Annotated in this window: 26 protein-coding genes and 1 tRNA gene; 20 read left to right on the top strand and 7 right to left on the bottom strand. The window is 46.0% G+C overall.

Annotated features, from left to right (window positions below; all coding sequences use genetic code 11):
- Nucleotide 1 precedes the first annotated feature (1 nt).
- Entirely contained in the window at nucleotides 2-400 is a 399-nt protein-coding gene (locus J8Z23_RS04565) for a hypothetical protein (RefSeq protein ID WP_005390458.1), read from the bottom strand.
- A 77-nt stretch (nucleotides 401-477) separates the two neighbouring features.
- Between J8Z23_RS04565 and J8Z23_RS04560 the strand changes: the two genes are divergently transcribed.
- From J8Z23_RS04560 to J8Z23_RS04480, 17 genes are read left to right on the top strand one after another with little or no spacing between them, the layout of a single operon-like run.
- Entirely contained in the window at nucleotides 478-1,206 is a 729-nt protein-coding gene (locus J8Z23_RS04560; RefSeq protein ID WP_048626149.1) for a beta-ketoacyl synthase chain length factor, read from the top strand.
- Nucleotides 1,203-1,970, top strand: a complete 768-nt coding sequence (locus J8Z23_RS04555) for a lysophospholipid acyltransferase family protein (RefSeq protein WP_006742871.1) — start codon at nucleotides 1,203-1,205, stop codon at nucleotides 1,968-1,970. The genes J8Z23_RS04560 and J8Z23_RS04555 overlap by 4 nt, the downstream gene beginning before the upstream one ends.
- 13 nt (nucleotides 1,971-1,983) lie before the next feature.
- The gene (locus J8Z23_RS04550) at nucleotides 1,984-2,244 is read left to right on the top strand and encodes a phosphopantetheine-binding protein (protein WP_005382278.1); all 261 of its coding nucleotides are present in this window, start codon (nucleotides 1,984-1,986) and stop codon (nucleotides 2,242-2,244) included.
- Nucleotides 2,245-2,259: 15 nt separating this feature from the next.
- Nucleotides 2,260-2,517: an acyl carrier protein gene (locus J8Z23_RS04545; RefSeq protein WP_005382279.1), complete on the top strand. Its 258-nt coding sequence runs from the start codon at nucleotides 2,260-2,262 to the stop codon at nucleotides 2,515-2,517.
- Nucleotides 2,517-3,077 (top strand): hypothetical protein, encoded by a 561-nt coding sequence (locus J8Z23_RS04540; RefSeq protein ID WP_228070055.1) that lies wholly within the window; start codon nucleotides 2,517-2,519, stop codon nucleotides 3,075-3,077. Before J8Z23_RS04545 ends, J8Z23_RS04540 begins: the two co-directional genes overlap by 1 nt.
- Before the next feature lie 4 nt (nucleotides 3,078-3,081).
- The gene (locus J8Z23_RS04535; protein WP_134648040.1) at nucleotides 3,082-4,482 is read left to right on the top strand and encodes an AMP-binding protein; all 1,401 of its coding nucleotides are present in this window, start codon (nucleotides 3,082-3,084) and stop codon (nucleotides 4,480-4,482) included.
- Nucleotides 4,483-4,492: 10 nt separating this feature from the next.
- Nucleotides 4,493-4,861: an ApeI family dehydratase gene (locus J8Z23_RS04530; RefSeq protein WP_134648038.1), complete on the top strand. Its 369-nt coding sequence runs from the start codon at nucleotides 4,493-4,495 to the stop codon at nucleotides 4,859-4,861.
- Complete coding sequence (locus tag J8Z23_RS04525) at nucleotides 4,854-6,560, top strand: glycosyltransferase family 2 protein (protein WP_434635122.1); 1,707 nt, start codon at nucleotides 4,854-4,856, stop codon at nucleotides 6,558-6,560. The genes J8Z23_RS04530 and J8Z23_RS04525 overlap by 8 nt, the downstream gene beginning before the upstream one ends.
- Entirely contained in the window at nucleotides 6,544-8,097 is a 1,554-nt protein-coding gene (locus J8Z23_RS04520) for an HAL/PAL/TAL family ammonia-lyase (RefSeq protein ID WP_434635120.1), read from the top strand. Before J8Z23_RS04525 ends, J8Z23_RS04520 begins: the two co-directional genes overlap by 17 nt.
- A complete protein-coding gene (locus tag J8Z23_RS04515; protein WP_042523992.1) occupies nucleotides 8,097-8,543 on the top strand; it encodes an acyl-CoA thioesterase in 447 nt (148 codons plus the stop codon). Before J8Z23_RS04520 ends, J8Z23_RS04515 begins: the two co-directional genes overlap by 1 nt.
- On the top strand, nucleotides 8,543-9,163 hold the full coding sequence (locus J8Z23_RS04510; RefSeq protein WP_017819935.1) for a LolA family protein: 621 nt from the start codon (nucleotides 8,543-8,545) through the stop codon (nucleotides 9,161-9,163). The genes J8Z23_RS04515 and J8Z23_RS04510 overlap by 1 nt, the downstream gene beginning before the upstream one ends.
- Entirely contained in the window at nucleotides 9,135-11,477 is a 2,343-nt protein-coding gene (locus J8Z23_RS04505; RefSeq protein WP_262580409.1) for an MMPL family transporter, read from the top strand. The genes J8Z23_RS04510 and J8Z23_RS04505 overlap by 29 nt, the downstream gene beginning before the upstream one ends.
- Nucleotides 11,474-12,085: a DUF3261 domain-containing protein gene (locus J8Z23_RS04500; protein WP_225497039.1), complete on the top strand. Its 612-nt coding sequence runs from the start codon at nucleotides 11,474-11,476 to the stop codon at nucleotides 12,083-12,085. Before J8Z23_RS04505 ends, J8Z23_RS04500 begins: the two co-directional genes overlap by 4 nt.
- A gap of 20 nt (nucleotides 12,086-12,105) precedes the next feature.
- Nucleotides 12,106-13,293 carry a beta-ketoacyl-[acyl-carrier-protein] synthase family protein gene (locus tag J8Z23_RS04495; protein WP_225497036.1) on the top strand — a complete coding sequence of 396 codons (1,188 nt, stop codon included), beginning with the start codon at nucleotides 12,106-12,108 and terminating at the stop codon, nucleotides 13,291-13,293.
- On the top strand, nucleotides 13,286-13,750 hold the full coding sequence (locus J8Z23_RS04490; protein ID WP_047009504.1) for a hotdog family protein: 465 nt from the start codon (nucleotides 13,286-13,288) through the stop codon (nucleotides 13,748-13,750). Before J8Z23_RS04495 ends, J8Z23_RS04490 begins: the two co-directional genes overlap by 8 nt.
- The gene (fabG, locus tag J8Z23_RS04485; RefSeq protein WP_395195363.1) at nucleotides 13,747-14,472 is read left to right on the top strand and encodes a 3-oxoacyl-ACP reductase FabG; all 726 of its coding nucleotides are present in this window, start codon (nucleotides 13,747-13,749) and stop codon (nucleotides 14,470-14,472) included. Before J8Z23_RS04490 ends, fabG begins: the two co-directional genes overlap by 4 nt.
- Nucleotides 14,469-15,692 carry a beta-ketoacyl-ACP synthase gene (locus J8Z23_RS04480; protein ID WP_134648026.1) on the top strand — a complete coding sequence of 408 codons (1,224 nt, stop codon included), beginning with the start codon at nucleotides 14,469-14,471 and terminating at the stop codon, nucleotides 15,690-15,692. The genes fabG and J8Z23_RS04480 overlap by 4 nt, the downstream gene beginning before the upstream one ends.
- A 94-nt stretch (nucleotides 15,693-15,786) precedes the next feature.
- Here the strand turns inward: J8Z23_RS04480 and J8Z23_RS04475 are convergent, their stop codons facing one another.
- Both J8Z23_RS04475 and J8Z23_RS04470 read right to left on the bottom strand, forming a co-directional pair.
- The gene (locus J8Z23_RS04475) at nucleotides 15,787-17,481 is read right to left on the bottom strand and encodes a methyltransferase domain-containing protein (protein WP_434635115.1); all 1,695 of its coding nucleotides are present in this window, start codon (nucleotides 17,479-17,481) and stop codon (nucleotides 15,787-15,789) included.
- Nucleotides 17,482-17,644: 163 nt separating this feature from the next.
- A tRNA-Arg gene (locus J8Z23_RS04470) sits at nucleotides 17,645-17,721 on the bottom strand.
- Between the two features lie 203 nt (nucleotides 17,722-17,924).
- On the opposite strand from J8Z23_RS04470, the gene folD reads away from it, so the two are divergent.
- Nucleotides 17,925-18,785: a bifunctional methylenetetrahydrofolate dehydrogenase/methenyltetrahydrofolate cyclohydrolase FolD gene (gene folD / locus J8Z23_RS04465; protein WP_005396027.1), complete on the top strand. Its 861-nt coding sequence runs from the start codon at nucleotides 17,925-17,927 to the stop codon at nucleotides 18,783-18,785.
- A 67-nt stretch (nucleotides 18,786-18,852) separates the two neighbouring features.
- Here folD and J8Z23_RS04460 read toward each other — a convergent pair whose 3' ends face one another.
- The 4 genes from J8Z23_RS04460 to J8Z23_RS04445 all read right to left on the bottom strand — a co-directional run bounded on the left by J8Z23_RS04460 (nucleotide 18,853) and on the right by J8Z23_RS04445 (nucleotide 22,647).
- Nucleotides 18,853-20,052, bottom strand: coding sequence for a NupC/NupG family nucleoside CNT transporter (locus J8Z23_RS04460; RefSeq protein WP_031780514.1), 1,200 nt, complete (start codon nucleotides 20,050-20,052; stop codon nucleotides 18,853-18,855).
- A 257-nt stretch (nucleotides 20,053-20,309) separates the two neighbouring features.
- Nucleotides 20,310-21,254, bottom strand: coding sequence for a LysR family transcriptional regulator (locus J8Z23_RS04455; protein WP_005396032.1), 945 nt, complete (start codon nucleotides 21,252-21,254; stop codon nucleotides 20,310-20,312).
- 91 nt (nucleotides 21,255-21,345) lie between these two features.
- Nucleotides 21,346-22,317, bottom strand: a complete 972-nt coding sequence (locus J8Z23_RS04450) for a lytic murein transglycosylase (RefSeq protein WP_046874238.1) — start codon at nucleotides 22,315-22,317, stop codon at nucleotides 21,346-21,348.
- 48 nt (nucleotides 22,318-22,365) lie between these two features.
- Nucleotides 22,366-22,647, bottom strand: coding sequence for a YcgL domain-containing protein (locus tag J8Z23_RS04445; RefSeq protein ID WP_005382303.1), 282 nt, complete (start codon nucleotides 22,645-22,647; stop codon nucleotides 22,366-22,368).
- Nucleotides 22,648-22,844: 197 nt separating this feature from the next.
- Here J8Z23_RS04445 and minC point away from each other — a divergent pair, with 197 nt between their 5' ends.
- Entirely contained in the window at nucleotides 22,845-23,507 is a 663-nt protein-coding gene (gene minC / locus J8Z23_RS04440) for a septum site-determining protein MinC (RefSeq protein WP_005382304.1), read from the top strand.
- Nucleotides 23,508-23,524: 17 nt separating this feature from the next.
- On the top strand, nucleotides 23,525-24,337 hold the full coding sequence (minD, locus tag J8Z23_RS04435; RefSeq protein ID WP_005388331.1) for a septum site-determining protein MinD: 813 nt from the start codon (nucleotides 23,525-23,527) through the stop codon (nucleotides 24,335-24,337).
- Nucleotide 24,338 lies beyond the last annotated feature (1 nt).

Raw genomic sequence — 24,338 nt, 5'->3', positions numbered from 1 at the left:
TTTATTGTTTAGACTGAGAGCCTAACAATGCAATAGCTCGTTGAATATCAACATTCAAGTTGTTTATCCAACGATTGTAATTGCGATGGATTTTGCCATCACTGGCTTTTAGATTTACTGAGTTGAGATAAATAATTGAGTAATATTTGTTGTTATATGGAATTTTTACTTCTGCAAAGTGTTTACGAACGTGAATTTTTGCAATAAGAACGCCTGGGCTTACTTCTTCAATCGTCCAACCTCGGTTGGTTGCCGATTGCACAATGGCCATTTTTACTTGTTTATTTTGAAGATCATAAGCAACTGGAGTATCCTCCACATTCATTACAGGTTGTACTCGTCCACAACCGACAAGAAGCAAAGTTAATAATAACGAGACATACAGCTTAAAACGCGACATGATAATTTCCTTTTTTATTATGACTTTGGGTAAAACCCAATTTGTATCGAGCTGTAAAATAAACAATTTAACCCAATATGCCAAACTCGAAGATCAACATTTCGTTCAATATTGATGCGTGGACTGCGAATTCATTCGGTTTATCCGAATCCAATGAATGGAAACAATGGGCAACAGAGATAAAATGGCCAGAAGATGGCAAAATCAATGTTGCGGATATTCCTGCGATGATGCGCAGAAGAATGAGTCCACTTAGCAAACTGGCAGTGCAAACGGCAATCGAATTACTTAATCAACATCAGGTTGATTACCTCGTATTTTCGAGTCGTCATGGCGAATTGCATCGCAGTGTTGCGTTAGTTAAAGATATTATTAACGGAGAAGAAGCGTCTCCGATGGCTTTTTCTCAGTCCGTGCATAATACCGCCGCAGGGCTTGCCACTATTGCAACCAAACAGCCCATCCCCCTAACTTCGATCGCTGCGGCAGAAAACACATTCCAAAGTGCAATATTAGAAGCATGGCTGTTTTTGTCCGACAACCCTGATAAAAAAGTGCTGCTTGTTGACTTTGATGAGCCTATGCCTGACTCTTATTTAGAGTATGAAAACCAACAATACCAAGGGTTTGGACTCGGCTTGATACTTTCTCATGGAGATAGCTTCACGGTGCAAAGCGGCATCAGTGCAAAATGCTCAAACCACCCGTTGCCACAAGGCTTAGCGTTTTTGCAACACTACTTGTCAGATGAAAATCAGTGGACTATTCACGCTCCGCAACAAATTTGGGAATGGCAAAAGCAATGAGTCGCTTAAATCAGTATTGGCGTGTGCTAGCAACCGGCTTTTGTTTTTCAGTATTTGGGTTAGGTGGTTTAGCACTGAGCTTCATTGTTATTCCGACTATTCGTATTTTCGTTTCGGATCAAACCGAACGTGAATATAAAGTTCAAGGTGCGATTCGATATTCATTCAACACCTTTTGTAAATTGATGAAGTTAAGTGGAGCAATCGATTACGAAATTATTGGTGCCGATATTCTTCAACAAGATCGTAATTGTTTAATTGTTGCCAACCATCCTAGTTTAATCGATTACGTTCTCATTGCTTCACAATTAAATCGCTGCGACTGTTTAGTAAAATCAGCAATATGGTCGAATCCTTTTATGAAGCACATCGTAAAAGCAGCCGGATATATTCCCAATGAAGCGCCGGATGATTTATTAGCACTTTGTGATGAACGATTTAACAAAGGCAACGTGTTGCTTATATTTCCTGAAGGGACAAGAACAACACCTGGTGTAGAACCAAAATTACAACGCGGCGCAGCACAAATTGCGGTAAGAACAGAACGAGATTTAAGGGTTGTCCATATTACGGTAACGCCAAGTTTCCTCACAAAAGAGAAAAAATGGTATCAAGTACCGGCAACAAAGCCTTTTTTCAGGGTTGAAGTTAAGGATAAAGTTGAGATTGACCCTTTTATAAAGCAAACTACGTCGCCGACAATAGCGGCGCGACGCTTACAACAGCACCTAGCTGAAAACATTTTTCCAGAAAACTTTTATTAATAAGCAGGTCCCAGTGGAACAGTTACACAACGACATTAAGCAACTTATTATTGATGCTTTAAACCTTGAAGATTTAACCGTAGATGATATTGAAACGGATGCACCACTTTTTGGTGATGGACTTGGCTTAGATTCTATCGATGCACTTGAGCTTGGACTCGCAATTAAAAAACAATACAACATCGTTATTGATGCCGACGACTCAAACACGCGCGAACACTTTGCTTCTGTAGCAAACCTAGCGAAATACGTTTCTTCTCAAACTAATGAATAAGTTGTAGGTATATTCATGACTGATGTAAATAAAGATCAAGTATTTGAACAAGTTAAAGATGCGCTTGTTGAGCTGTTCGAAATTGACGCAGCCGACATTCAGTCAGATGCGCACTTATACCAAGATCTCGACCTTGATAGCATTGACGCCGTTGATTTGGTCGTACACCTACAGAATGTCACTGGCAAAAAAATCAAGCCAGCAGAGTTTAGTGCTGTAAGAACCGTTGACGATGTGGTTAACGCCGTCACTGAGTTATTGAAGGAAAGTTAATGCGCCAATTGCTGACTGGTCTGTCTGCAATTGTACTGTTTGCCTACCCCTTCGCCGTCTATTTCGGTATAGATAAATTTGGCTTGAACTTAGTCGGGGGCTTGTTAATTGCTGCGTTACTTTTGCGTGTTTTCGTCGCAAATAAGACCCCACTAAAAGAGTTTAAATTCTTGGCGCTCGCTACGGGCGCTGTTGGCATTGTTCTAATTACACTTGGCATGGTGTTTAAACAACACGGGTGGCTTCAGTTTTACCCTGTGGTTGTCAATGTATGTATGCTGTGTGTCTTTGGACTGAGCTTGAAACAGCCGCAATCAATCATTGAAAGGCTTGCTCGCTTGCAAGAGCCTGACCTTCCGGCTAGTGGCGTGGCTTACACACGCAAAGTGACGATGGTTTGGTGCGTTTTTTTTACGCTCAATGCTGCCGTTGCGCTCTATACCTGTTTCCTACCAGTAAAAATATGGACGCTTTATAACGGCCTCATCAGCTACTTACTTGCTGGTGGCTTGTTCGCTGGAGAATGGATCGTGCGTCAATTTGTTCGAAAGGAACACTAATCGTATGAATACAACGTATTCGAGCTTTACCTCCCTAGCGACCTTGTTCGTCGCAGAGAGGCCTGAGCAATCCCCTGTCTCTTACGATCGCGACACAGTTATCACTTGGGGTGATTTCCAGCAGCACGTCGCAACGCTTGCTCAGCAGTTAGAAACCCAACCAACGCAAAACATTGCGTTGTGTTTTGGCAACAGCTACCTGTTTGCCGTTGGCTTTTTCGCTTGTTGTTATGCAGGAAAATCCATTGTATTACCTGGTAATTACCAACCAGAAGCACTCAAAGAGCTCAGTGAGCACTACGATTTATTGCTGCACGATGCCGATGTCTCGGTTCCAGAACAGGTGAGTTCGCTTTTAATCGAAGCTAGTTCATTGTTAGAAACCACATTGACTAACAAACAACAGGTTGACCAACCTTATGTTTGGCGTGAATTGAATCTGGCACAAATACCAGTGACGCTATTCACTTCGGGTTCAAGCGGCAAACCAAAAGCCATTGCAAAAACGCTGAAACAGCTCGATATCGAAGTTGCTATTCTAGACAACCTGTGGGGCGACACGGTTGCCAACACACGCGTTGAAAGCACCGTCTCTCATCAACACATTTACGGCTTGCTGTTCCGCGTATTGTGGCCTTTGTGCTCTGCACGTCCATTTTCAGCACACAACCTTGAGTTCCCAGAGCAAATTGTCCATCACGCTGATGCTGACACCACGCTAGTAAGCAGCCCTGCGTTACTAAAACGACTCAGTGAAGAGCACAATCCGGTTGCGATTCGGTGCGTATTTTCTTCTGGTGGTCCCTTGCCAAACCAAGCCGCGCAGCACAGCCAGTTGTTGTTTGGGTCACTTCCTATTGAAGTTTTTGGCAGCACAGAAACCGGCGGCATTGCTTACCGTCAGCAGCACGAAGCCAGTACTCCCTGGACGTTATTCCCTGGTGTTGAAGCCGAGCTTAACCATGAAAATTGTTTAAAGCTCCGCTCGCCACACATTGATGAAAACACTTGGTACCAAACTGCGGATGAATGCTATTTCCATGATAGTATTTCTTTTGAATTGCGTGGACGCACTGACCGAATCGTCAAAGTCGAAGAAAAGCGTATTTCTCTTGTCGAAGTGGAAAAACGTTTAGAGCAACTGCCGTGGGTTCAAGAAAGCGTGGTGATCCCAATGGAAGAGTCTGGTCGCCTCACGTTAGTCTCGATCATCGTACTTAACGATAAAGGCGGTGATGTGCTTGATGAACTTGGTAAAGGCAAGTTTTGGCTTGAGCTTCGCAAGGCACTGCGCAATTGGCTAGAACCGATCGCTATCCCGAGAAAATTCCGCGTGGTCGACGAAATTCCATTGAACAGCCAAGGCAAACGCCAAGTTGCTGAAATTGAAAAACTATTCCAATAAAGCTAGTAACATGGAAAAAAGAAAACCAACTATTCAGAATATTGAAGTGAGTGACCATACCGCGGAGCTGTCGCTGCGAGTGGATGCTGACATCTTAGATTTCCAAGGTCATTTCAATCACTTCCCTCTTTTACCCGGCGTCACTCAAATTGATTGGGCGCTGTTCTACGCCGTTCAATATTTGAATACTCCCAAGGTATTTAAAGGAATGGAAGTCATCAAATTTCAAGAGCCGATTCTGCCAAACGCAGCCGTTTGCCTCTCACTCTCTTGGGACAATGAGCGTGAGAAATTGACCTTTAAGTACACATCGAAAAACGGTGAAACCTTGGTGACTCACTCGTCAGGAAAAATGAAACTGGGTGAGTCACGTGAGTGATTACCGTCCCTGCTTTTTAATTCCTTGCTACAACCACGGCAGCACAATTGCAGACGTGGTGGCATCGTTATCCTCTTTCGCTTTGCCAGTGCTGGTCGTGGACGACGGCAGCAATGAAGACACCAAACAAGCGCTTTCTGCTTTGAGCAAGAAAGGGCTGATAAAACTGATTAGTTTGAGCGAAAACCAAGGTAAAGGTGGCGCGGTGATGGCTGGCCTACATCAAGCTCACAAACTTGGTTTTACGCACGCCATTCAAATCGACGCAGACGGTCAACACGACCTAGAAGCATTGCCGAAATTGCTCAGCGCCAGCGAAACAAAACCAGATAACCTGATTTCGGGCCAACCGATATACGACGAGAGCGTACCTAAATCCCGTTTGTATGGTCGCTACGCTACGCACGTTTGGGTGTGGATAGAAACCTTGTCACTGTCAATCAAAGACAGCATGTGCGGTTTTCGCGCCTACCCAGTGGCGAAAACGGTCGCCGTGTTGAACAAGGACAACATCGGCAAACGCATGGATTTTGATATCGAAATTCTGGTGCGAATGTACTGGGAAGGCGTCAATATTGATTTTGTTCCAACTCGCGTGATCTACCCTGAAGGTGGCATTTCCCACTTCGACGCATTGTGGGATAACGTCAAGATAAGCTGGATGCACACTCGCCTATTTTTTGGCATGTTGCCGCGCATCCCTTCGCTACTCGCCAGAAAGCGCCGTAACACAGATGACAGCAATGCCCACTGGTCTAAACGAAAAGAACAAGGCACAATTTTAGGCATCAAAACCTTACTCGCGGTATACCGCTTGTTCGGCAGAAAAGCGTTCGACCTGATTTTAAAGCTAGTCATGCGCTACTACCACTTCACGGGTAAATCTGCCCGTGAAGCGTCTGAGATTTACCTGAACAACTTACAGCACTACGCAACGCAGCAGAACATCCCACTGCCAAAACAGTTGGACAGCTATCATCATCTGCTTTCTTTTGGGCGTACCATGCTCGACAAACTGGCAGCATGGCAAGGTGACTTTAACGTCGATAACCTAACCATTCACGGCCAGCATCATTTCGAAGAGATGGCGCAGAAAAAACAAGGCGTGCTCATTTTAGGCTCGCACCTTGGCAATATCGAACTCTGCCGCGCGCTTGGTCGTCGACACTCTCATGTCAAAATCAATGCCTTGGTATTTACCCAACACGCTGAACAATTTAATGCGGTAATGAAGGCGGTAAACCCAAATTCGGAACTGAATCTGATTCAAGTCAGCTCAATGGGACCAGACACCGCGATTCTACTTCAACAAAAAATCGAGCAAGGCGAATGGGTGGTGATCGTTGGCGATCGCACTTCCACCAGCAAAGAAAATCGTGTCGTTTGGGCAGATTTTCTTGGTAAACCTGCACCATTCCCGCAAGGCCCATTCATGCTGGCCTCGGTATTAAAAGCGCCGGTTTACCTACTCTTCGGCCTACGCGACGACGAAGCAAACACTCCGCATTTTAATGTGTACTTTGAACACTTTAGTGACCAAATCACGCTACCGCGCAAGGAGCGTCAGCAGGCACTAGAACACGTTGTTCAACAGTACGCACACAGATTAGAACACCACACACTGCAAGCGCCGTTACAGTGGTACAACTTTTTTAACTTCTGGACTTTAAGTAATCAGCCACATGACAAACAACAATAATCACAACATCACTTTTGGTGCCCAATCTTTAACCATCGAAGATGTCGTTGCCATTGCTCAAGGTGCAAAGGCAAACATGAACACCTCGCCAGAATTTACCGCGAAAATTGATCGTGGCGTGGCGTTTCTGGAACGATTACTGAAAGAAGAAGGCGTTATTTACGGCGTGACTACGGGTTACGGCGATTCATGTACTGTGGCGATTCCACCCGCTCTTGTGGATGAACTTCCGTTGCACCTTACACGCTTCCATGGCTGTGGCTTAGGTCAAATCCTTTCTCATGAGCAAGCTCGCGCGGTGTTGGCGACACGTTTATGTTCATTGTCGCAAGGCGTATCTGGCGTGTCTCACGATCTGTTGAACCAAATCGTTACGCTTATCAATCACGACATTGCGCCGCGTATTCCACAAGAAGGCTCGGTGGGTGCAAGTGGCGATTTAACGCCTCTGTCTTACCTAGCGGCGACCTTAATTGGCGAGCGTGAAGTGCTTTACAAAGGCGATGTGCGACCAACACAAGAAGTGTTTGCAGAGCTGGACATTGAGCCAATTCGCCTAAAACCAAAAGAAGGTTTGGCGTTAATGAACGGTACATCCGTGATGACTGCCCTCGCCTGTCTTGCCTACAAACGCGCAGAATACCTAGCGCAGCTTTGCACCAAGATTACCGCGATGGTCTCTGTGGGTATGCAAGGTAATGACTTCCACTTTGATGAAGCATTGTTTGCGGTAAAACCTCACCCTGGTCAACAGCAAGTTGCAACTTGGCTGCGTGATGATCTCAATGCTGAGCGTCCGCCACGCAATAGCGACCGACTGCAAGATCGTTATTCGCTGCGTTGTGCGCCACACGTGATTGGCATGGTGCAAGACTCACTGCCTTGGCTACGTCAATTAATTGAGAATGAACTAAATAGTGCCAACGACAATCCAATCATCGATGGCGACAACGAGCGCGTTTTGCACGGCGGTCACTTCTACGGTGGTCATATAGCAATGGCGATGGATACGTTGAAAGTGAACATTGCCAACTTAGCTGATCTGCTGGATCGTCAGATGGCGCAACTGATGGATTACAAGTTCAATAACGGCCTGCCGTTTAACTTAACCGGTGCAGAAGGCGAGCGTAAACCGATCAACCACGGCTTTAAAGCAGTTCAGATTGGTATCTCAGCTTGGACGGCAGAAGCGTTGAAAAACACCATGCCAGCGAGCGTTTTTTCTCGCTCAACCGAATGTCACAACCAAGACAAAGTGAGCATGGGTACCATTGCGGCTCGTGATTGCCTACGCGTACTTGAGTTAACAGAGCAAGTTGCTGCGGCTTCACTCCTAGCAAGCGTTCAAGCGGTTGAGATTCGTCGCCGTCATAACGAATTGGACGAACACCACATGAGTCAGGGTTTGCGAGTAATTCGTGACGCCGTGCTGAGCGAGTTTGAGTTTGTGATTGAAGATCGCCCATTGGAACAAGATTTGCGTCATTTCATTGAACGCATTCAGCAACGTCATTGGCCACTCTACGCGGAGGTATAATGCAAGAGCAGGTTCTCTACCCATTAGAAGCAGAGGTGACTATGGTCACCTCATTCCAAGATGCTGACCCGATGGGCGTGATTTATCACGGCAATTTCTTTCGATATTTTGAAGAAGCGCGTCGTGTGCTGATGGAGAAGATCCAATACAGCTATCGCGATATGCAAGACTCTGGGTACATGTGGCCGATCATCGATACGCGCGTTAAATACGTCAAGGCGATTCCGTTTAATCACACCATTCGTATTACCGCGCAACTCACTGAGTGGGAAAACCGCTTACGTGTGGATTACGTGATTTACGACGCCGAAACGAATCAACGTATGTGCAAAGCGCATACAACGCAAGTCGCCGTATCCATTGAAAAGCAAGAGATGTGCTTTGTTTCTCCAGCAATCTTTTTAGATAAAGTAGAGCAATGGCACAACCATGGGAGTCTGGACTAATGCAAAAGTGGTTACTCTCTTTTTTGCTGATATTTTCTGTTCCAGCACTGGCCACACCGACAGCAAATGTAACGGATTTGGCATCGCTTCAACAGCAGTTGTCTCAGCATGAAATCGTACGCGGAGATTTTACGCAGCAGCGTCATCTGGAAATGTTTAGTCAACCTTTAACCTCTAAAGGTCAGTTCACACTGAGCAAAACACATGGCTTGTTGTGGCAACAAACAGAACCTTTCGCAGTCAATTTGGTATTGACGGAAAACAAACTTCGTCAGACTTTTGCCGACCAAGCACCGAAAACGATCTCTGCACAAGAAAACCCAATGGCGTTCTACTTTAGTCATGTGTTTTTATCCGTGTTCCACGGGGATACTTCTGCACTGCAAGAACAATTCACACTCGATTTTTCAGTTGAGAACAATCAGTGGCAGCTCGTTTTAGTGCCCAAACAGTCGCCATTAAATGCGGTGTTTAAAGCCATCACTCTTTCCGGTAAAACGCACATTGATCGCCTAACCCTGCAAGAGCTGCGTGGCGATAAGACCGAAATCACGTTTACAAACCAGACCTCTCTACCTCAGGAACTCACGGATGCCGAAGACGCTCAATTCCGTTTCTAAACTCAGTCTCGGCACTCACACCTTTGCTCTGGTTTGGCTCAATCTCGTTGTTTTAGCGGGCGCGTTGCTACTCAAACAATGGGTTTGGAGTGCAGAATCTCCGATTGAGACCAACATTTTAAAACTGTTGCCGAAGAACCAACAAAACCCGGTGGCTGAGCAAGCCTTTGAGTCGGTCTCGGCAAGTATGAGCGACAAAGTCATTTTCGTGATCACAGCGCCGGACAAAAATACCCTTTTTGCAGCGGCCGCTGAATTTGATAAGGGGTTACGCCAAAGTAATCATTTTCGCGATGTGGTGGGAAAAATCTCACCTCAAGAACAGCAAGCTTGGGCGAGTTACTACTTTAAGCACCGCTTCCAATTACTGACGCCTGAACAACGAGAGCGTTTAAGCCAAAATCCAGAACAGCAAGTACAGCATGTGATTCAGTCGCTGTACAACCCGTTCTCTGGAGTGACCGGGCAAGAGTTACAAAATGACCCTTTCTTGCTATTCCGTGATTATTTAAGCCAAGTTACCCAGCAATCGTCCTCTTTCCGATTGGATAACGGCTATCTGTCCGTCGAAAAAGACGGTGCTCAATACTTGCTTATTACTGCCGAGCTAAAAGAGTCGCCTTATAGCCTAACTGGGCAGCTTGCAGTCCCTGATATTCAAGCGCTAGAACAAAGCGTCGCGCAGAAATATGGCGCTGAAGTCGCACATACTGGCGTTCTATTTTACGCCGACTTTGGTACGCAAAGTGCAAAATCGGAGATCAGCACCATCGGTGTGTTCTCTCTGCTCGGTATCATTGCATTGTTCGTGTTGGTCTTTCGTAGTGTGATGCCTCTGTCTCTCGCACTGCTTTCCATCACCATTGGTTTGCTCGTTGCGTTGTCCGTTACGACGTGGATTTTTGGAAAAGTCCATCTGTTCAGCTTAGTGTTTGGCGCAAGTTTAATCGGCGTGTCTATCGACTACGCATTCCACTACCTAACCGAGCGCCTTGCGGCGGGAAATGAATGGGATAGCGAGCAAGGGTTAAAGCATATTTTCATAGCTATCACACTTGGCTTAATCACCAGTTTGATCGGCTATTTGGGCATGTTAGTGGCACCGTTTCCTGGTTTGCAGCAGCTTGCGCTGTTTTCATCCATTGGTCTGATTGCCGCTTACATCACAGTGGTAGCTTGGTATCCGATACTGGCTCATAACCCATCGCGCACCATTTCGACTTTACCGGGACAATCACTGTTGGCGAAATGGTTAACGCTTTGGAATCAACCTCGAATTAAAGTCGGATTACCGATGTTATGTGTGGTTGCGAGTGGCTTTTTCTTGCTGCAATTGAACTACGATGACGACATTCGTCTGCTGCAAACGATGCCGAAAGATCTCAAGCAGCAAGAAACCTTAATTACGACGCTTAGTGGCATGCAATCTTCGCAGCAAATGTTGGTCGTTACCGCCGACGATGACGAAAACCTAATGAAAAAGCTGGAGTCTTTGACGCCAACATTAGAAGCGTGGAAAGCGGACAGCACCATCGAAAGCTACCAAAGTCTGAGCCGCTACTTGAGCTCGGTGGAGCGTCAGCAACAAGACTATCAATTGATTCGCGATCTTTACGCGACACAATCCAGCCCACTAGCTTCCGGACTGAGCTTAAGTAAAAAGCCTAAAATGGACGCCGACTTTATCCCTGTCACGGTTGCTCAGTACTTGCAAAACCCAGTATCAGCGCCTGTGCGTTTTCTCCATTTGGGTAAGATCAAAGGAAAATCTGCAACGGTAGTGGTGTTAAACCAATTGCAAGACTCCGCCGTTGTTAAGGCATTTGCCAAATCGCAGTCTGATGTTGTTTATCTAAACAAAGCTGAGGAAATATCCGCCCTATTTGGTGAATACCGAATCAAAATCATGGAACTATTGGCAGCCGCCAGTGCTGTGATCTTTCTGGTATTAATCAAGCGGTACGGTCTGCAACACAGTTGGCGAGTTTTACTGCCATCATTGATTGCTTGCGCCTGCGGTCTGGCAACGGCAGTCGCGATGGGAACAACATTAAACCTATTCAACTTGCTTGGCTTGGTGCTCATTCTTGGTATCGGGATCGATTACACTCTGTTCTTTGCCGAGAAAGCCCGCAGCGTGAGCACACTATTGGCGATCACCCTTTCGGCAATAACCACTGTGCTGTCATTTGGGTTGCTATCACTCAGCCAAACTCACGCGATTCACAGTTTCGGCATTACGGTGTTAAGTGGTATTTTTGTTGCTTGGCTGCTCTCTCCGATTGCGATTAAAACAGAGGAAACGACGTCATGATTTTTAACCATGCTTTTCGCTACGCGACGTTCATCACACTGAGCCTGTTTTTAAGTGCATGCAGCTTGGTCCCTCACCAATCGACGCCTCAGGTCGACATTGACGAGCACACCCAAGTTAGCTTGCCCACTCCCGCAAGCTTGGGCTATCAGTTGTCTGCCAGTCAGTTAATTACGGCTTCTTGGGCAATAGATGGTAAAACCACATCTGAGCAACTTCCGGTACAACTGCAAGTGACCAACAACGAAGTGGTGTTGGCAGGCTTTTCATCCTGGGGGACAAGAGTACTCTCACTGTCTTACGATGGAGAACAAATTCAAACCGAAGTGCTCAACGGTTTACAAGGTTCGCTACCGCAGCCAGAACAGGTATTATTTAACTTGATGATCACGCTCTGGCCGAGTTCCGCTTGGGAAGGATCGTTAAATGAGGTAAGGTGGCGAATTATTGATAAAAATAATTCTCGCGCCATCTTTGATAGCGGCGGTGAAAAGATCATTGAGATTCAATACAGCTCTTCTAACAAGTTAGAGGGTAAGATTGATTTTCATCACCTCAAACATCAGTTTTCAATTTCTATTCAAACACTGCAACATCAGATTAACTAAGAACAATTTAGAATAACAATATGCCTATTCGCTCTTCTCAACCTTTGTATATTCAGGCCTGTGGCTTTCACTCTGCCATGGGACAAGATGATGCGCTCATCCACCAGTGTTTATCGGGAGCGAAGCCATCCAACATGGTGGTTGACCAAGATATTTTAAATTCAGGCCGCCAAACAGTAATCGGTCGAATTGCACAGACGTTACCGCAATTACCACCCGCACTCAGCCAGTTTGATACGAGAAACAACCGCCTCGCACTTTCGGCTTTGCAGCAAATCGAAGGCGACGTGCGTGACGCCATGGCTAAATATGGTCGTGACCGTATCGCAGTCGTGATCGGCACCAGCACATCTGGCATTTCAGATGGCGAAATCGCATTTGGTGAAAAGCTGGCAAAGGGTAATTTTCCTGCCGACTACCATTACACCAAACAAGAGCTTGGCAACTGCAGCGATTTTATTGCCGCCTACTTTGATTTGAGCGGCCCACATTACTCAGTTTCAACCGCCTGTTCTTCTAGTGGCCGTGTCTTTTTAACCGCGCAACGCATGATTCGCTCTGGCATTGTTGATGCGGTTATTGTGGGTGGTGTGGATACCATTTGTTGCCTCACACTAAACGGCTTTAACGGTTTAGAAGCTCTATCCGATAGCCTTTGTAAGCCGTTTGATCAACATCGCAACGGCATCAATATCGGCGAAGCCGCAGCATTAATGTTGCTAAGCAAAACACCTGCGCCCGTTGCTCTTCTCGGAGCTGGCGACAGCTCAGACGCACACCATATTTCCGCACCACATCCAGAAGGGTTAGGCGCAGAAGAAGCGATGAAAAAAGCGTTGGCCAATGCAGGACTTACAGCGCAAGACATTGGTTACATCAACGCGCATGGCACAGCAACGCCGTTAAACGATGCGATGGAAAGCAAAGCCATTCATCGCTGCTTTGGTGACTCCGTTCCCGTAAGCTCGACAAAGCCACTTACCGGACACACATTAGGCGCAGCAAGTGCAACGGAAGCCGCGATCGCTTGGCATATTCTCAAGTACAACCTTGATTTGCCAATACAACACTGCGAAACCAAGGCAGACGATATCCATATATCGTTAGTTGAGACGCCAACCAAACTGGGTAACAAAGCGATTCTCAGCAACTCTTTTGCTTTTGGTGGCAATAATATTAGTCTTATTTTTGGTTACGCTCATGACTAAACTTCCTCCCATCGAACAACTTTTGCCACACGACAAACCAATGATCTTGGTTGATCGTGCTTTGGATGTTCAACAAGATACGATTCACTGCCAGGTTGATATCGTAGAACACAACCCGTTCTTCGACTCAGCCTCTCAAACTGTGCCAGCTTACGTTGGCATTGAGTTTATGGCGCAATCTGTCGCGGCGTGGTCTGGTTACCACGCATTAATGAAAGAACAAGCGCCACCGATTGGCTTTTTGCTTGGTAGCCGTCGATACACGTCTGAATGCGATGCGTTTTCTCGCGGACAGGTGCTCGATGTGTATGCTGAAAAAGTTATGGAAGATAACGGTATGGCGGTTTTTTCAGCCCGTATTGAGCTACAAGGAACTGTTGTAGCGACTTGCCAATTGAACGTTTACGTTCCATCAGAAGAAAAATTACAAGAAATGAAAATCAGGAGTCAACAATGACCCGACAAGTCCTCGTTACAGGTGCCAGCAAAGGCATCGGTAAAGCCATTGCCGTTCAATTAGCCAAAGATGGTTTCCAAGTCATTGTCCATTACATGGGCGATCAACAAGGCGCGCAAGACACCCTAAACACCATCGAACAGCATGGTGGTAGCGGTCGTCTTATCCAATTCGACATCAGTGACCGTGCAGATTGTCGTGAGAAGCTAGAAGCCGATATCGCCAAACACGGCGCTTACTATGGCGTCGTGAACAATGCTGGCATCACAAAAGATACCGCTTTCCCTGCGATGACCGAAGAAGAATGGGATGGTGTGATTCATACCAACCTAGATAGCTTCTACAACGTTCTTCACCCTTGTGTTATGCCTATGGTGCAAAAGCGCAAAGGCGGCCGAATTGTTACCCTTGCATCAGTCTCTGGCCTGATGGGTAACCGTGGTCAAACCAACTACAGCGCAGCAAAAGCGGGCGTAATTGGTGCAACAAAATCACTCGCACTTGAACTGGCAAAACGCAAAATCACCGTTAACTGCGTTGCACCGGGACTTATCGACACAGGCATGGTAGACGAACACGTAAAAGAACACGCGATGCCGCAAATTCCTTTGCGCCGCATGGGAGAGCCAGAAGAAGTCGCTGGTTTAGTCAGTTACCTTATGTCTGACATCGCAGGCTATGTAACTCGCCAAGTCATTTCGGTAAACGGAGGCCTAGTATGAGCCGTCGAGTTGTTGTAACCGGAATGTCGGGCGTGACTGCGTTTGGTAACGATTGGCAGTCTGTCGAACCGAAACTGCGTGACTGCCTGAACGCGACGCAATACATGCCTTCTTACGAACAGTATGATGGTTTGAACACCAAGCTCGCGGCACCCATTTTAGATTTTGAACTGCCAAAGCACTACAAGCGCAAGCAAGTACGCGGCATGGGGCGTGTTTCCAAATTGGCGACCGTCGCAACAGAAAACGCACTAAACCAAGCAGGTTTGATTGGTAACGACGTACTCACCAATGGTCAAACGGGTATCGCATACGGCTCATCAACAGGCAGTACTGACGCAATCGGCGCATTTGGTGTCATGCTGAATGAGAAAACCACGAAAGCGATCACTGCAACGACTTACGTGCAAATGATGCCGCATACGACGGCAGTGAACGTTGGTCTATTTTTCGGTTTGAAAGGCCGAGTGATCCCAACCAGCAGTGCATGTACCTCCGGCAGCCAAGCAATCGGCTATGCCTACGAAGCGATCAAACACGGCTACCAAACGGTCATGGTTGCTGGTGGCGCTGAAGAATTGTGCCCAACGGAATCCGCGGTCTTCGATACCCTTTTTGCCACCAGTCTGAAGAATGAAGACCCGAAAAGCACACCAAGACCTTATGACTCCGATCGCGATGGTTTGGTGATTGGCGAAGGTGCGGGAACGCTAGTTCTGGAAGAGTACGAACACGCCGTCGCTCGTGGCGCGAAAATATATGCAGAAATCATCGGTTTTGCCAGCAACTGTGATGCCGCACACGTCACTCAACCACAGATGGAAACCATGCAAATCTGTATGGAAATGGCTTTGCAAAACGCGGGTATTCCTGCTGAGAAGATCGACTATGTATCTGCTCACGGCACTGCCACCGACCGCGGCGATATTGCGGAAAGCAACGCAACAGCGAATGCTCTGGGCAAAGTGCCAATCAGTTCACTCAAGAGCTACTTTGGCCACACACTAGGCGCCTGTGGCGCAATTGAAGCGTGGCTAGGTTTAGAAATGATGCACACGGGTTGGTTCAACCCAACGCTCAACCTAGAAAACCTCGACGAGCAATGTGGCAATTTAGACTACATCGCCGGACAAGGCCGAGAACTGGACGTGAAATATTTGATGAGTAACAACTTCGCCTTTGGCGGCATCAACACCTCCATCATCTTTAAAAAGATGTAATGCCCTTGGTAAATGCAAAAGCGCTGGTTAACCAGCGCTTTTTTGTTGGTTGCCTATCAGGTTCATATATCACGCTGTAACGGCAAACAAGACATTACCATTCCGCGATACAAAGGCGACTTTTAACACCACGAATTTGTAATCCCATCGCTTCAAAGACATGCTCAAAATCTTGGCAAGATGCTGGCACATTAGGTAGCGACAATGAAGCCTCGGTAAAAAATGTCCGACTCAAACTATCCGTCTCTCCCCAAGCTAACTGCCACCAATCCAAAATTCGCGGCTTAGACGCGTTTAATCGATAGCTAGCAGGAATACGATCACGTTTGTTCAGGTTTTCAGCCTTAGAAGTTGGTAGCAAGTTCCACTTATCATTGTTAGGCCAATAAGCAAAAGGCAAACAGTGATCAACGTGATACTCATTTCGTAATTTGCTTCCACTCCATACGCTGACAATGTCGGAGTGGCTGAGTTTCAACTGAACAATTCGCTTTCGAACGGCTCGCGTATCATGGTCTTTATCAATCCAGACCAAACAATCGTGATACGTTTGCAGTGGAATACCCCGCTCTTGATTAGACCGAAATCGTTGCATTTCCATAATCCACTGGTTGACTACCAGCGGCTCAATCCAAGAGTTATACAATCGAAAACAATCCCAAAGGCTTTCATCCAACACAAACAGCCCATAGCTTTCGAGGAACTCACTATCCACAACAATTGAGCCTTTATTAGGCTTTTTAGCTGAACGAATTATTTCAAAGTAAGGGTTTGATTTATCACCTTGATAGGTAAAGGTGACGGGGCCATCTTTTATGGTTTTTAAGCTGTCTTTTATTGCTTTATCAAGCGCCACTGCGTCTTCGCCAAAAAATATCGTGCCTATAGCAAGATCATCAGGACTTAAATGGGAAAGTCTGCCCCAACCATCGGGCTTTATAAAACCTAGCCCTTTAGACGAGTTCGAGCTTTGCTGGATGTTCTCTTTATCGATTAAACGCTTAAATTGACGAATCCAATATAAGCCGACTAATCCTAATGGGATGGCAACTTTACCTTCGCTGCGATCAACCACTGCACCAGAATGAGCGTCTGCAATCCGTAGTAAAGTACGTAGTAGTGCGAGTTTATAGGTAGCCGATTTGGAATCATTGACGATAATGTGGCGAACCTTATTCAGATCACCAGAACCATCATCAGGCAAAGACATAACTACAGTTTGCCAAGATACACCCGTTCGCTTTAACTGATCATCATCGAGAGATACGTTTCTCACCATTAACGCGCTATTCTTTGCAAACTTTTCAAGCTCTTCAACCGATACCGGATAAGCTTTACGACCGTCAGAAAAGTCACCGTGACGAAGGCTAATCACCAATCGACCATTAGGCGCTAACAAATTTGCAAGTTTGCGAAATGCACGTTCACGGTGCGTAGGCGCAAGATGCATCCATACCGCACTGACAAGAATTAAATCGAAGCGAAAGCCAAGATTAATGGTTTTCTCAAGCTTGGGTAATGCATCTTCAAGCCAAGTAACGGAATCGCCACAGTAAGACTTACCAAGCCTTAGAAGTGCTTGAGCAGGCTCAATCGCAACAACTTCACACCCATGTTCAGCCATCCATTTCGCGTCTCGACCAGAGCCCGCGCCAACATCTAACACGCGATCTCCAGCCTGGGGCCAGAAAACTCTCCAACTCGCGTGGACATCCTCAAACTGGAGCGATGTGTATTGCTTCGCGAAAGAGTTGGCGTGTTGGTCATAAAAATTAGAAGTGGCAGGCATAAAGACTAACGAAAGATAATTAATATGCGTCCATATTAATTGCTAGAAATTGCAATGGCTAGAATGCCATTCAAAAGTTGTAGATAGAGTGGTAATTACAGCCAAAAACCTAAAAACGACAAAGCCCCGACAACTCAAAGAGTTATCGGGGCTTTTGAATAAATGGCACGCCCTATTGGATTCGAACCAATGACCACATCCTTAGAAGGGACGTGCTCTATCCAGCTGAGCTAAGGGCGCGCTACAGGGACAGGATTATACGAGTTCAAACGGGTAAATCAACGGGTTTTCATAACATTCTGATCTGAATGCCTAAAAAAAGTCCATCAAAACGCTTAATGTTCAAAAACACCACAAAGCAAACGTTTGCGTATGGATGTTAATAAGAAATTCTGCGACAATGCGCCGCAGATAATTTGCCTTCTTAATTTATAAGGAAAGTCATGACTGCTCAAAATATAGACGGAACTCTCATTTCCCAAACTGTTCGATCCGAAGTGGCAGCACGTGTTAAAGCTCGTGTTGAAGCTGGGCTACGTGCCCCTGGTTTAGCAGTGGTTCTAGTTGGTGAAGATCCTGCTTCTCAGGTTTATGTCGGTAGCAAACGCCGCGCATGTGAAGAAGTTGGGTTTGTTTCTAAGTCTTTTGACCTTCCTGCGTCTAGCTCAGAAGAAGAGTTACTAGCGCTGATTGATGAATTAAACAACGATGATGAAATTGACGGCATTCTAGTGCAATTACCCCTTCCTGCGGGCATCGACACAACACATGTTTTAGAGCGCATTCACCCAGAGAAAGACGTGGATGGCTTCCACCCTTACAACGTTGGTCGTCTTGCGCAACGTATTCCAAAGCTTCGCTCTTGCACGCCAAAGGGCATCATTACCCTACTAGACCGTTACAACATAGAGCTTCGTGGCAAACATGCTGTTGTGGTTGGTGCATCAAACATTGTTGGTCGCCCTATGACACTTGAGCTGCTGCTTGCGGGCTGTACAACGACAACATGTCACCGTTTTACCAAAGACCTAGAGAGTCATGTGCGTCAAGCTGACGTTGTCGTAGTTGCGGTTGGTAAGCCAAACTTCATCCCTGGAGAGTGGATTAAGAAAGGTGCAGTGGTTATCGATGTCGGCATTAACCGTCTTGATTCAGGCAAGCTAGTTGGCGACGTGGAATACGATAAAGCACGTGAAAGTGCGAGCTTTATTACTCCTGTCCCTGGTGGTGTTGGCCCAATGACCGTCGCAAGCTTAATTGAGAACACGATGCTCGCTTGCGAGCAGTTCCACACAGACAAATAACGTAAACTTCAGATACGAAAAAGGCTCCGCAAGGAGCCTTTTTGCTAATTTTAGGTATCTCTTTCAATTACAGGCTTAAAATCACGCCCGCAATCGAAGCGCTCATTAAGTTCGCCATGACACCAGCGATAATCGCACGGAAACCATGTTTAGAAACAAATGCACGCTTTTCAGGTACCAATGAGCCCAACCCACCAATCAGCATCGCCATGCTTGAGATGTTTGCAAAACCACACAAAGCAAACGTCACGATTGCTTGTGAGTGTTCACTGAGTTGAGACTTCACTTCAGCAAGCTGGATGAAGGCAACGAACTCATTCACCACAATCTTATTACCAATCAGCGAGCCTGCTGTGGTTGCTTCTTGCCATGGTACACCTAATAACCAAGCGACAGGTGCGAATACATAACCTAGGATCAGCTCGAAGCTTAGTGGCGTCCCAACAAGATCACCAATCCAACCTAGCATGCCGTTTAACATTGCAATGACACTGATGAAAGCCAATAGCGTACCACCTACCGATACAGCAATGCGTACACCCGCCATTGCACCATCGGCTAATGCTTCTACTACGTTGGTTGCACGTGGAATTTCAACTTGGCTAATGTCGATATCTGCTGCTTTATCCGTATCTTCTGGCATTAAAATTTTTGCCATCAGCAAGCCCGCAGGTGCCGACATAAATGCAGCAGCAATAAGATAGTTAAGGTCGACGCCCAGTGATGCGTAACCGACCAACGTTCCACCAGCAACTGATGCCAAACCACCTGTCATAACTGCAAAAAACTGCGAGTCAGTCATGTGTTTTAGGTAAGGCTTCACCATCAATGGTGCTTCAATGGTGCCAACAAAGATATTCGCCGTAGCAGACAAAGACTCCGCACGACCGATACCCAGCAGTTTTTGAATACCGCCACCGATAAAGTTAATGATTTTTGGCATCACACCAATGTGATAAAGACCGGAGATAAGAGAGGAGAAGAAAACGATGATACCCAGGACATTGATCGCAAAGGTGAAGCCCCCTGTCGCCAAATTACCGAATAAAAACGCAATGCCCTCTTGACCATAGTTGATCAAATTCGACACAACGCTGCTCACTGAATTCAGCGCATCTCGTCCTGCTGGTACATATAAAACCAACAACGCAAACAGTACCTGCAAAGCAAACGCAAACGACACTGTTCTCAGCTTTATATTTTTTCTATTTGTAGAAAGTAGCCATGCTACGAATAGTATGGCTACGATACCAATAATTGAGTTCATAAAATGAATCCGACAGAAGGGGGATATGGAAGGCACCGGATTGTATAGCGGACTCAAAATGCTGCAAGTTGAGGATGTTAACAGTGTGAAAAGTTTAAGCGCCCAATAATTGACCTTAATTATAAGTCATTGAATTATATAAATATAAACGTTTGCTTATTTTTATTGTTTCTATATGGAAAAGATGTTTCTAGTTCTGGAAAAATTTTTGTGAAGTGAATCACCTTATGTGCCGTTCAATAACGTCATTGATCCTGTTACTTAGGAATAGATATGTAAGGCGCTAGACGTTGATCCCAATGACACGGGTTACCGATCTTCTGTTTGATGAAGTTAATCACTGCGGATATTTTTTTGGGCATATGTTGGCGGCTTGGATACACCGCATAAAACGGCATCGACTGGCTTGCTTTCCAGTCCGGTAACAACTGTATTAACTTACCCGTTCTAAACTCATCACCCAGTAAGTAAGTGGCAAGGTAGGCAATGCCCCAACCTGCAATAGCGGCATCCCGAACGGCTTCTGCCAGATCCACTGAATAGTTACCCGAGACTTTTACGTTCAATTCTTGCTGATCTTTGGTAAACGCCCACCCCGTATAGTCGCGCTCCCAGCTTCTGTATATAAGACAGTTATGAGAAGACAAATCATCCGGCTCTGTTGGCGTATCATGTTTCAATAAGTAATCTGGTGATGCCGCCACAACAAACTGGCAATCCGTCAAACGCTGCGCAATGTAGCCTTCAGGCAAATGCTCGTTGTTGGTTACCCATAAATCGAGCCCTTCGGCTAACATATCGACCTTATAGTCAAACAGATGTACTTCCACTTGAAGTTGAGGATACAGTTCGCGTAACTCTTGAATCGCTGGGATAATGTGTAAGGTACCAAATGATTGCGACAATCCAAGACGTACCAAACCTGCCACTTCATCCCGCTGGGTTTCCATCTCTAATGTGGCGCTGCTCACCGCTTGTACCACTTGCTCACAGTGATGAAAAAAGGTTTTCCCTGCCTCAGTCGGCGTAAAGCTTCGCGTAGTGCGTTGAACAAGCTTGATACCAAGAGACGCTTCTAGCTGACTCAACTGTTTACTCACATGAGACACCGACACGCCTAAGCTCTTTGCAGCAGCCGTGAAACTTTTATGTTTAAGAAGAGCGGAGAAGATCACCATTTGTGCAGCACGTTCAGATAACACGCTTTACCTCGATTTGATTATAGGAAAAACAAAGGACTCCGAAGAGCCCTCATATTGAATACTGGATGCCAAATGATTATTTGATAACAGCTCAGTATTTGATTCGGTCAGCCAAGTGACTCACGGCGAGTGCGAAGTAGTAAGAGCGGTTCCACTTCATCAGTACGTTGTAGTTATTGTAAACCAGATACGTACGACCATTTTCGTCGTCCGGCATGATCAACCATGCTTTGATGTCTTCATCCAGTTTTGGCAACGGACTACCGTCGTATTTTGTGATGCCAAGTTTGCTCCACTCCTGAAGGTATTTACCTTTTTCAGCCGTGCGCCCTTCTAAGCTGTGATCAATGCCTTTAGGAACTTTCACTTGGCGACCCCAAGTGTATTTGTCATCCCAGCCGGACTTGCTCAAATAGTTAGCGGTTGATGCAAACACATCAGCTTCAGATTGCCAAATGTCTTTTTTACCATCCCCGTTGCCGTCAGCGGCAAAACGAAGAAAAGAGCTTGGCATAAACTGACATTGCCCCATCGCACCAGCCCATGACCCCTTAAAGTTTTCTAGTTCAATATGGCCTTGATCGAGGATCTGCAATGCCGACATGGTCTCTTTACGGAAAAACTCTTCACGACGACCTTCAAATGCCATTGTCGACAACGCGTCAATCACTTTGAAGTTACCCGTAAATTTACCAAAGTTACTTTCTACACCCCACAGCGCCACGATAAAGCGAGGCTGCACACCGTACTCATCGCCTATACGCTTTAGCTCGGTGTAATGCTCTTTATAGAGTTGTCTTGCTTGCTTCACCTTCCATTCGGGCACCGCGCGAGGAATGTATTCATCCAACGTCAGTTTCTTCTCTGGTTGGTTTCGGTCCGCTTTTACTGCTCGAGGCTTGTACTCAACATTCGCAAAAGCAGCACTAATGACCTGCTCTGAGATACCTTTATCACGCGCTTCAGCACGCAGCTTATTCAAGTATTCATCGAAACCCTCGCTACTTGCAAAAGCCGAGGTACACACACCAACGCTAAGCATGGTAGCCAGTATTTTTTTCATATTGCCCTCCTTGAGCAAGGCAGAAATCCCAGATGAAAAACGATGACGTTATTCGCCTTTCTGCTGGGCTTTTTGTTCTTTGTACTTTTCTAGTAGGTTCTCCGGCGGAGGCGGAACCTGCAAAAAGAAGCCATCATTTTGCAATGAAGCCTTCACTTTTTCGATATCAACTTGTGCCAATTTACGGCCATCAAGTTTAATCGTCATAACAGCGATAGGCTTACCGAACATCTGCATTAAGGTGTCAGGAACCTGTGAAAAATCATCCTTTTTCGGAATATAGAGATAAGTACCTTCTTTTTTCGAGCTTTTATAAATAGAACAAAGCATGACACGCCTTTTATGCTGATTTAGCCGCGTTGAGTGCGGATTAGGTTGAAAACGTCAAATTCTCGCAAACTTAATAGCAAATTTGAGATTAATTCACCTATTTGCCCACGAGAGAACTTGCTGCGTCAAAGGATGAAATATAACATGACAGACCTAGTTTAAGGCAACGCTCTTTCAATAAAGGCAAGAAGTCCACGATGACCCATTCACCAGACCTTAAAGGTAGCAGTTTTACATTGTCAGTTTTACACCTTTCTGACAATGAGATCGCAAAGACTGTCGAATTTTTGCAAGAAAAAGTTTCTCAAGCACCTTCTTTTTTTGCATCCGCGCCTTTGGTAATCAATATAGCAAAAGTACAAGGCGACATTGATTTCCCTAAGCTTAAACAAGGCATCTCAGATGCTGGTTTTATTCCGGTCGGTGTAACGGGCTGTAAAGACAAGCGTGTACAAAATCTTGCTTCCGAAGCTGGCTTCGCCATTATGTCGGCGAGCAAATCACCAAGCCAAGCACCTGCCAAAATGGCACCAACGAAAGTAGTTCGCACGCCTGTTCGATCAGGACAACAGATCTACGCGAAAGATGGTGATTTGGTGGTGTTAGCGCACGTAAGTGCTGGTGCTGAAGTCATCGCTGACGGCTCTATTCATATCCATGGCACACTTCGAGGCCGTGCGATTGCAGGCGCAAGTGGTCAGCAGGAAGCGCGTATTATTTGCCACGATTTACAAGCAGAACTGGTATCCATTGCGGGTGACTACTGGTTAAGCGATCAAATTGAAAGCGAGTACTGGCAAAAGAAAGTAATGATCAGTAAAGCCGATGAATCATTGCATTTAGAAGTTCTCGCGATTTAATCTAAAAAGGAAAAAAAATGGCACGCATTATTGTAGTAACGTCTGGTAAAGGTGGCGTTGGTAAAACCACTTCAAGCGCAGCCATCGCCTCTGGTCTAGCTCTGAAGGGAAAAAAGACCGCGGTGATCGATTTTGATATCGGTTTGCGTAACCTCGACCTAATCATGGGCTGTGAGCGCCGTGTCGTGTATGACTTTGTAAACGTCATTAACGGCGAAGCGACATTAAACCAAGCGCTGATCAAAGATAAGCGCACGGACAACCTATTCATTCTTCCTGCTTCTCAAACTCGTGATAAAGACGCACTGACAAAAGATGGTGTTCAGCGCGTATTCGGCGAACTTGATGAAATGGGCTTTGATTTCATTATTTGTGATTCACCAGCAGGTATCGAGCAAGGCGCATTAATGGCCTTGTACTACGCCGATGAAGCCATTGTCACAACGAATCCAGAAGTCTCTTCTGTGCGTGACTCTGACCGCATTCTCGGTATTTTAGATTCTAAGTCCCTGCGTGCAGAACAAGGGCTAGAGCCAGTAAAACAGCACCTGCTACTGACTCGCTACAACCCATCTCGCGTCACTCAAGGCGAAATGCTAAGCGTTGAAGACGTAGAGGAGATCTTACATATTCCACTACTGGGCGTGATTCCAGAAAGCCAAGCCGTGCTTAACGCGTCAAACAAAGGTGTGCCAGTCACTTTTGACGATAACACCGATGCAGGTATGGCTTACTCTGACACCGTTGATCGCTTATTAGGCAATCAGGTTGAATTTCGTTTCCTTACTGAGGAGAAGAAAGGACTCTTTAAACGACTCTTTGGAGGCTAGA

The sequence above is a fragment of the Vibrio sp. SCSIO 43086 genome, from assembly GCF_051132235.1.
Lineage (GTDB): Bacteria > Pseudomonadota > Gammaproteobacteria > Enterobacterales > Vibrionaceae > Vibrio > Vibrio diabolicus.
The sequence above is the reverse complement of the archived record's forward strand: the minus strand, read 5'-3'. Positions and strand labels throughout refer to the sequence as shown.

Excerpts from the sequence above, each read along its gene's own strand:
- J8Z23_RS04475 (WP_434635115.1), bottom strand. The coding sequence starts at position 17,481 with ATGCCTGCCACTTCTAATTTTTATGACCAACACGCCAACTCTTTCGCG.
- J8Z23_RS04555 (WP_006742871.1), top strand. The coding sequence starts at position 1,203 with ATGAGTCGCTTAAATCAGTATTGGCGTGTGCTAGCAACCGGCTTTTGT.
- J8Z23_RS04545 (WP_005382279.1), top strand. The coding sequence starts at position 2,260 with ATGACTGATGTAAATAAAGATCAAGTATTTGAACAAGTTAAAGATGCG.
- J8Z23_RS04445 (WP_005382303.1), bottom strand. The coding sequence starts at position 22,647 with ATGCTTTGTTCTATTTATAAAAGCTCGAAAAAAGAAGGTACTTATCTC.
- J8Z23_RS04490 (WP_047009504.1), top strand. The coding sequence starts at position 13,286 with ATGACTAAACTTCCTCCCATCGAACAACTTTTGCCACACGACAAACCA.
- J8Z23_RS04535 (WP_134648040.1), top strand. The coding sequence starts at position 3,082 with ATGAATACAACGTATTCGAGCTTTACCTCCCTAGCGACCTTGTTCGTC.
- J8Z23_RS04565 (WP_005390458.1), bottom strand. The coding sequence starts at position 400 with ATGTCGCGTTTTAAGCTGTATGTCTCGTTATTATTAACTTTGCTTCTT.
- J8Z23_RS04450 (WP_046874238.1), bottom strand. The coding sequence starts at position 22,317 with ATGAAAAAAATACTGGCTACCATGCTTAGCGTTGGTGTGTGTACCTCG.
- minC (WP_005382304.1), top strand. The coding sequence starts at position 22,845 with ATGACCCATTCACCAGACCTTAAAGGTAGCAGTTTTACATTGTCAGTT.
- J8Z23_RS04500 (WP_225497039.1), top strand. The coding sequence starts at position 11,474 with ATGATTTTTAACCATGCTTTTCGCTACGCGACGTTCATCACACTGAGC.
- J8Z23_RS04505 (WP_262580409.1), top strand. The coding sequence starts at position 9,135 with ATGCCGAAGACGCTCAATTCCGTTTCTAAACTCAGTCTCGGCACTCAC.
- J8Z23_RS04530 (WP_134648038.1), top strand. The coding sequence starts at position 4,493 with ATGGAAAAAAGAAAACCAACTATTCAGAATATTGAAGTGAGTGACCAT.
- minD (WP_005388331.1), top strand. The coding sequence starts at position 23,525 with ATGGCACGCATTATTGTAGTAACGTCTGGTAAAGGTGGCGTTGGTAAA.
- J8Z23_RS04520 (WP_434635120.1), top strand. The coding sequence starts at position 6,544 with ATGACAAACAACAATAATCACAACATCACTTTTGGTGCCCAATCTTTA.
- J8Z23_RS04480 (WP_134648026.1), top strand. The coding sequence starts at position 14,469 with ATGAGCCGTCGAGTTGTTGTAACCGGAATGTCGGGCGTGACTGCGTTT.
- J8Z23_RS04540 (WP_228070055.1), top strand. The coding sequence starts at position 2,517 with ATGCGCCAATTGCTGACTGGTCTGTCTGCAATTGTACTGTTTGCCTAC.
- J8Z23_RS04510 (WP_017819935.1), top strand. The coding sequence starts at position 8,543 with ATGCAAAAGTGGTTACTCTCTTTTTTGCTGATATTTTCTGTTCCAGCA.
- J8Z23_RS04560 (WP_048626149.1), top strand. The coding sequence starts at position 478 with ATGCCAAACTCGAAGATCAACATTTCGTTCAATATTGATGCGTGGACT.
- folD (WP_005396027.1), top strand. The coding sequence starts at position 17,925 with ATGACTGCTCAAAATATAGACGGAACTCTCATTTCCCAAACTGTTCGA.
- fabG (WP_395195363.1), top strand. The coding sequence starts at position 13,747 with ATGACCCGACAAGTCCTCGTTACAGGTGCCAGCAAAGGCATCGGTAAA.
- J8Z23_RS04495 (WP_225497036.1), top strand. The coding sequence starts at position 12,106 with ATGCCTATTCGCTCTTCTCAACCTTTGTATATTCAGGCCTGTGGCTTT.
- J8Z23_RS04460 (WP_031780514.1), bottom strand. The coding sequence starts at position 20,052 with ATGAACTCAATTATTGGTATCGTAGCCATACTATTCGTAGCATGGCTA.
- J8Z23_RS04515 (WP_042523992.1), top strand. The coding sequence starts at position 8,097 with ATGCAAGAGCAGGTTCTCTACCCATTAGAAGCAGAGGTGACTATGGTC.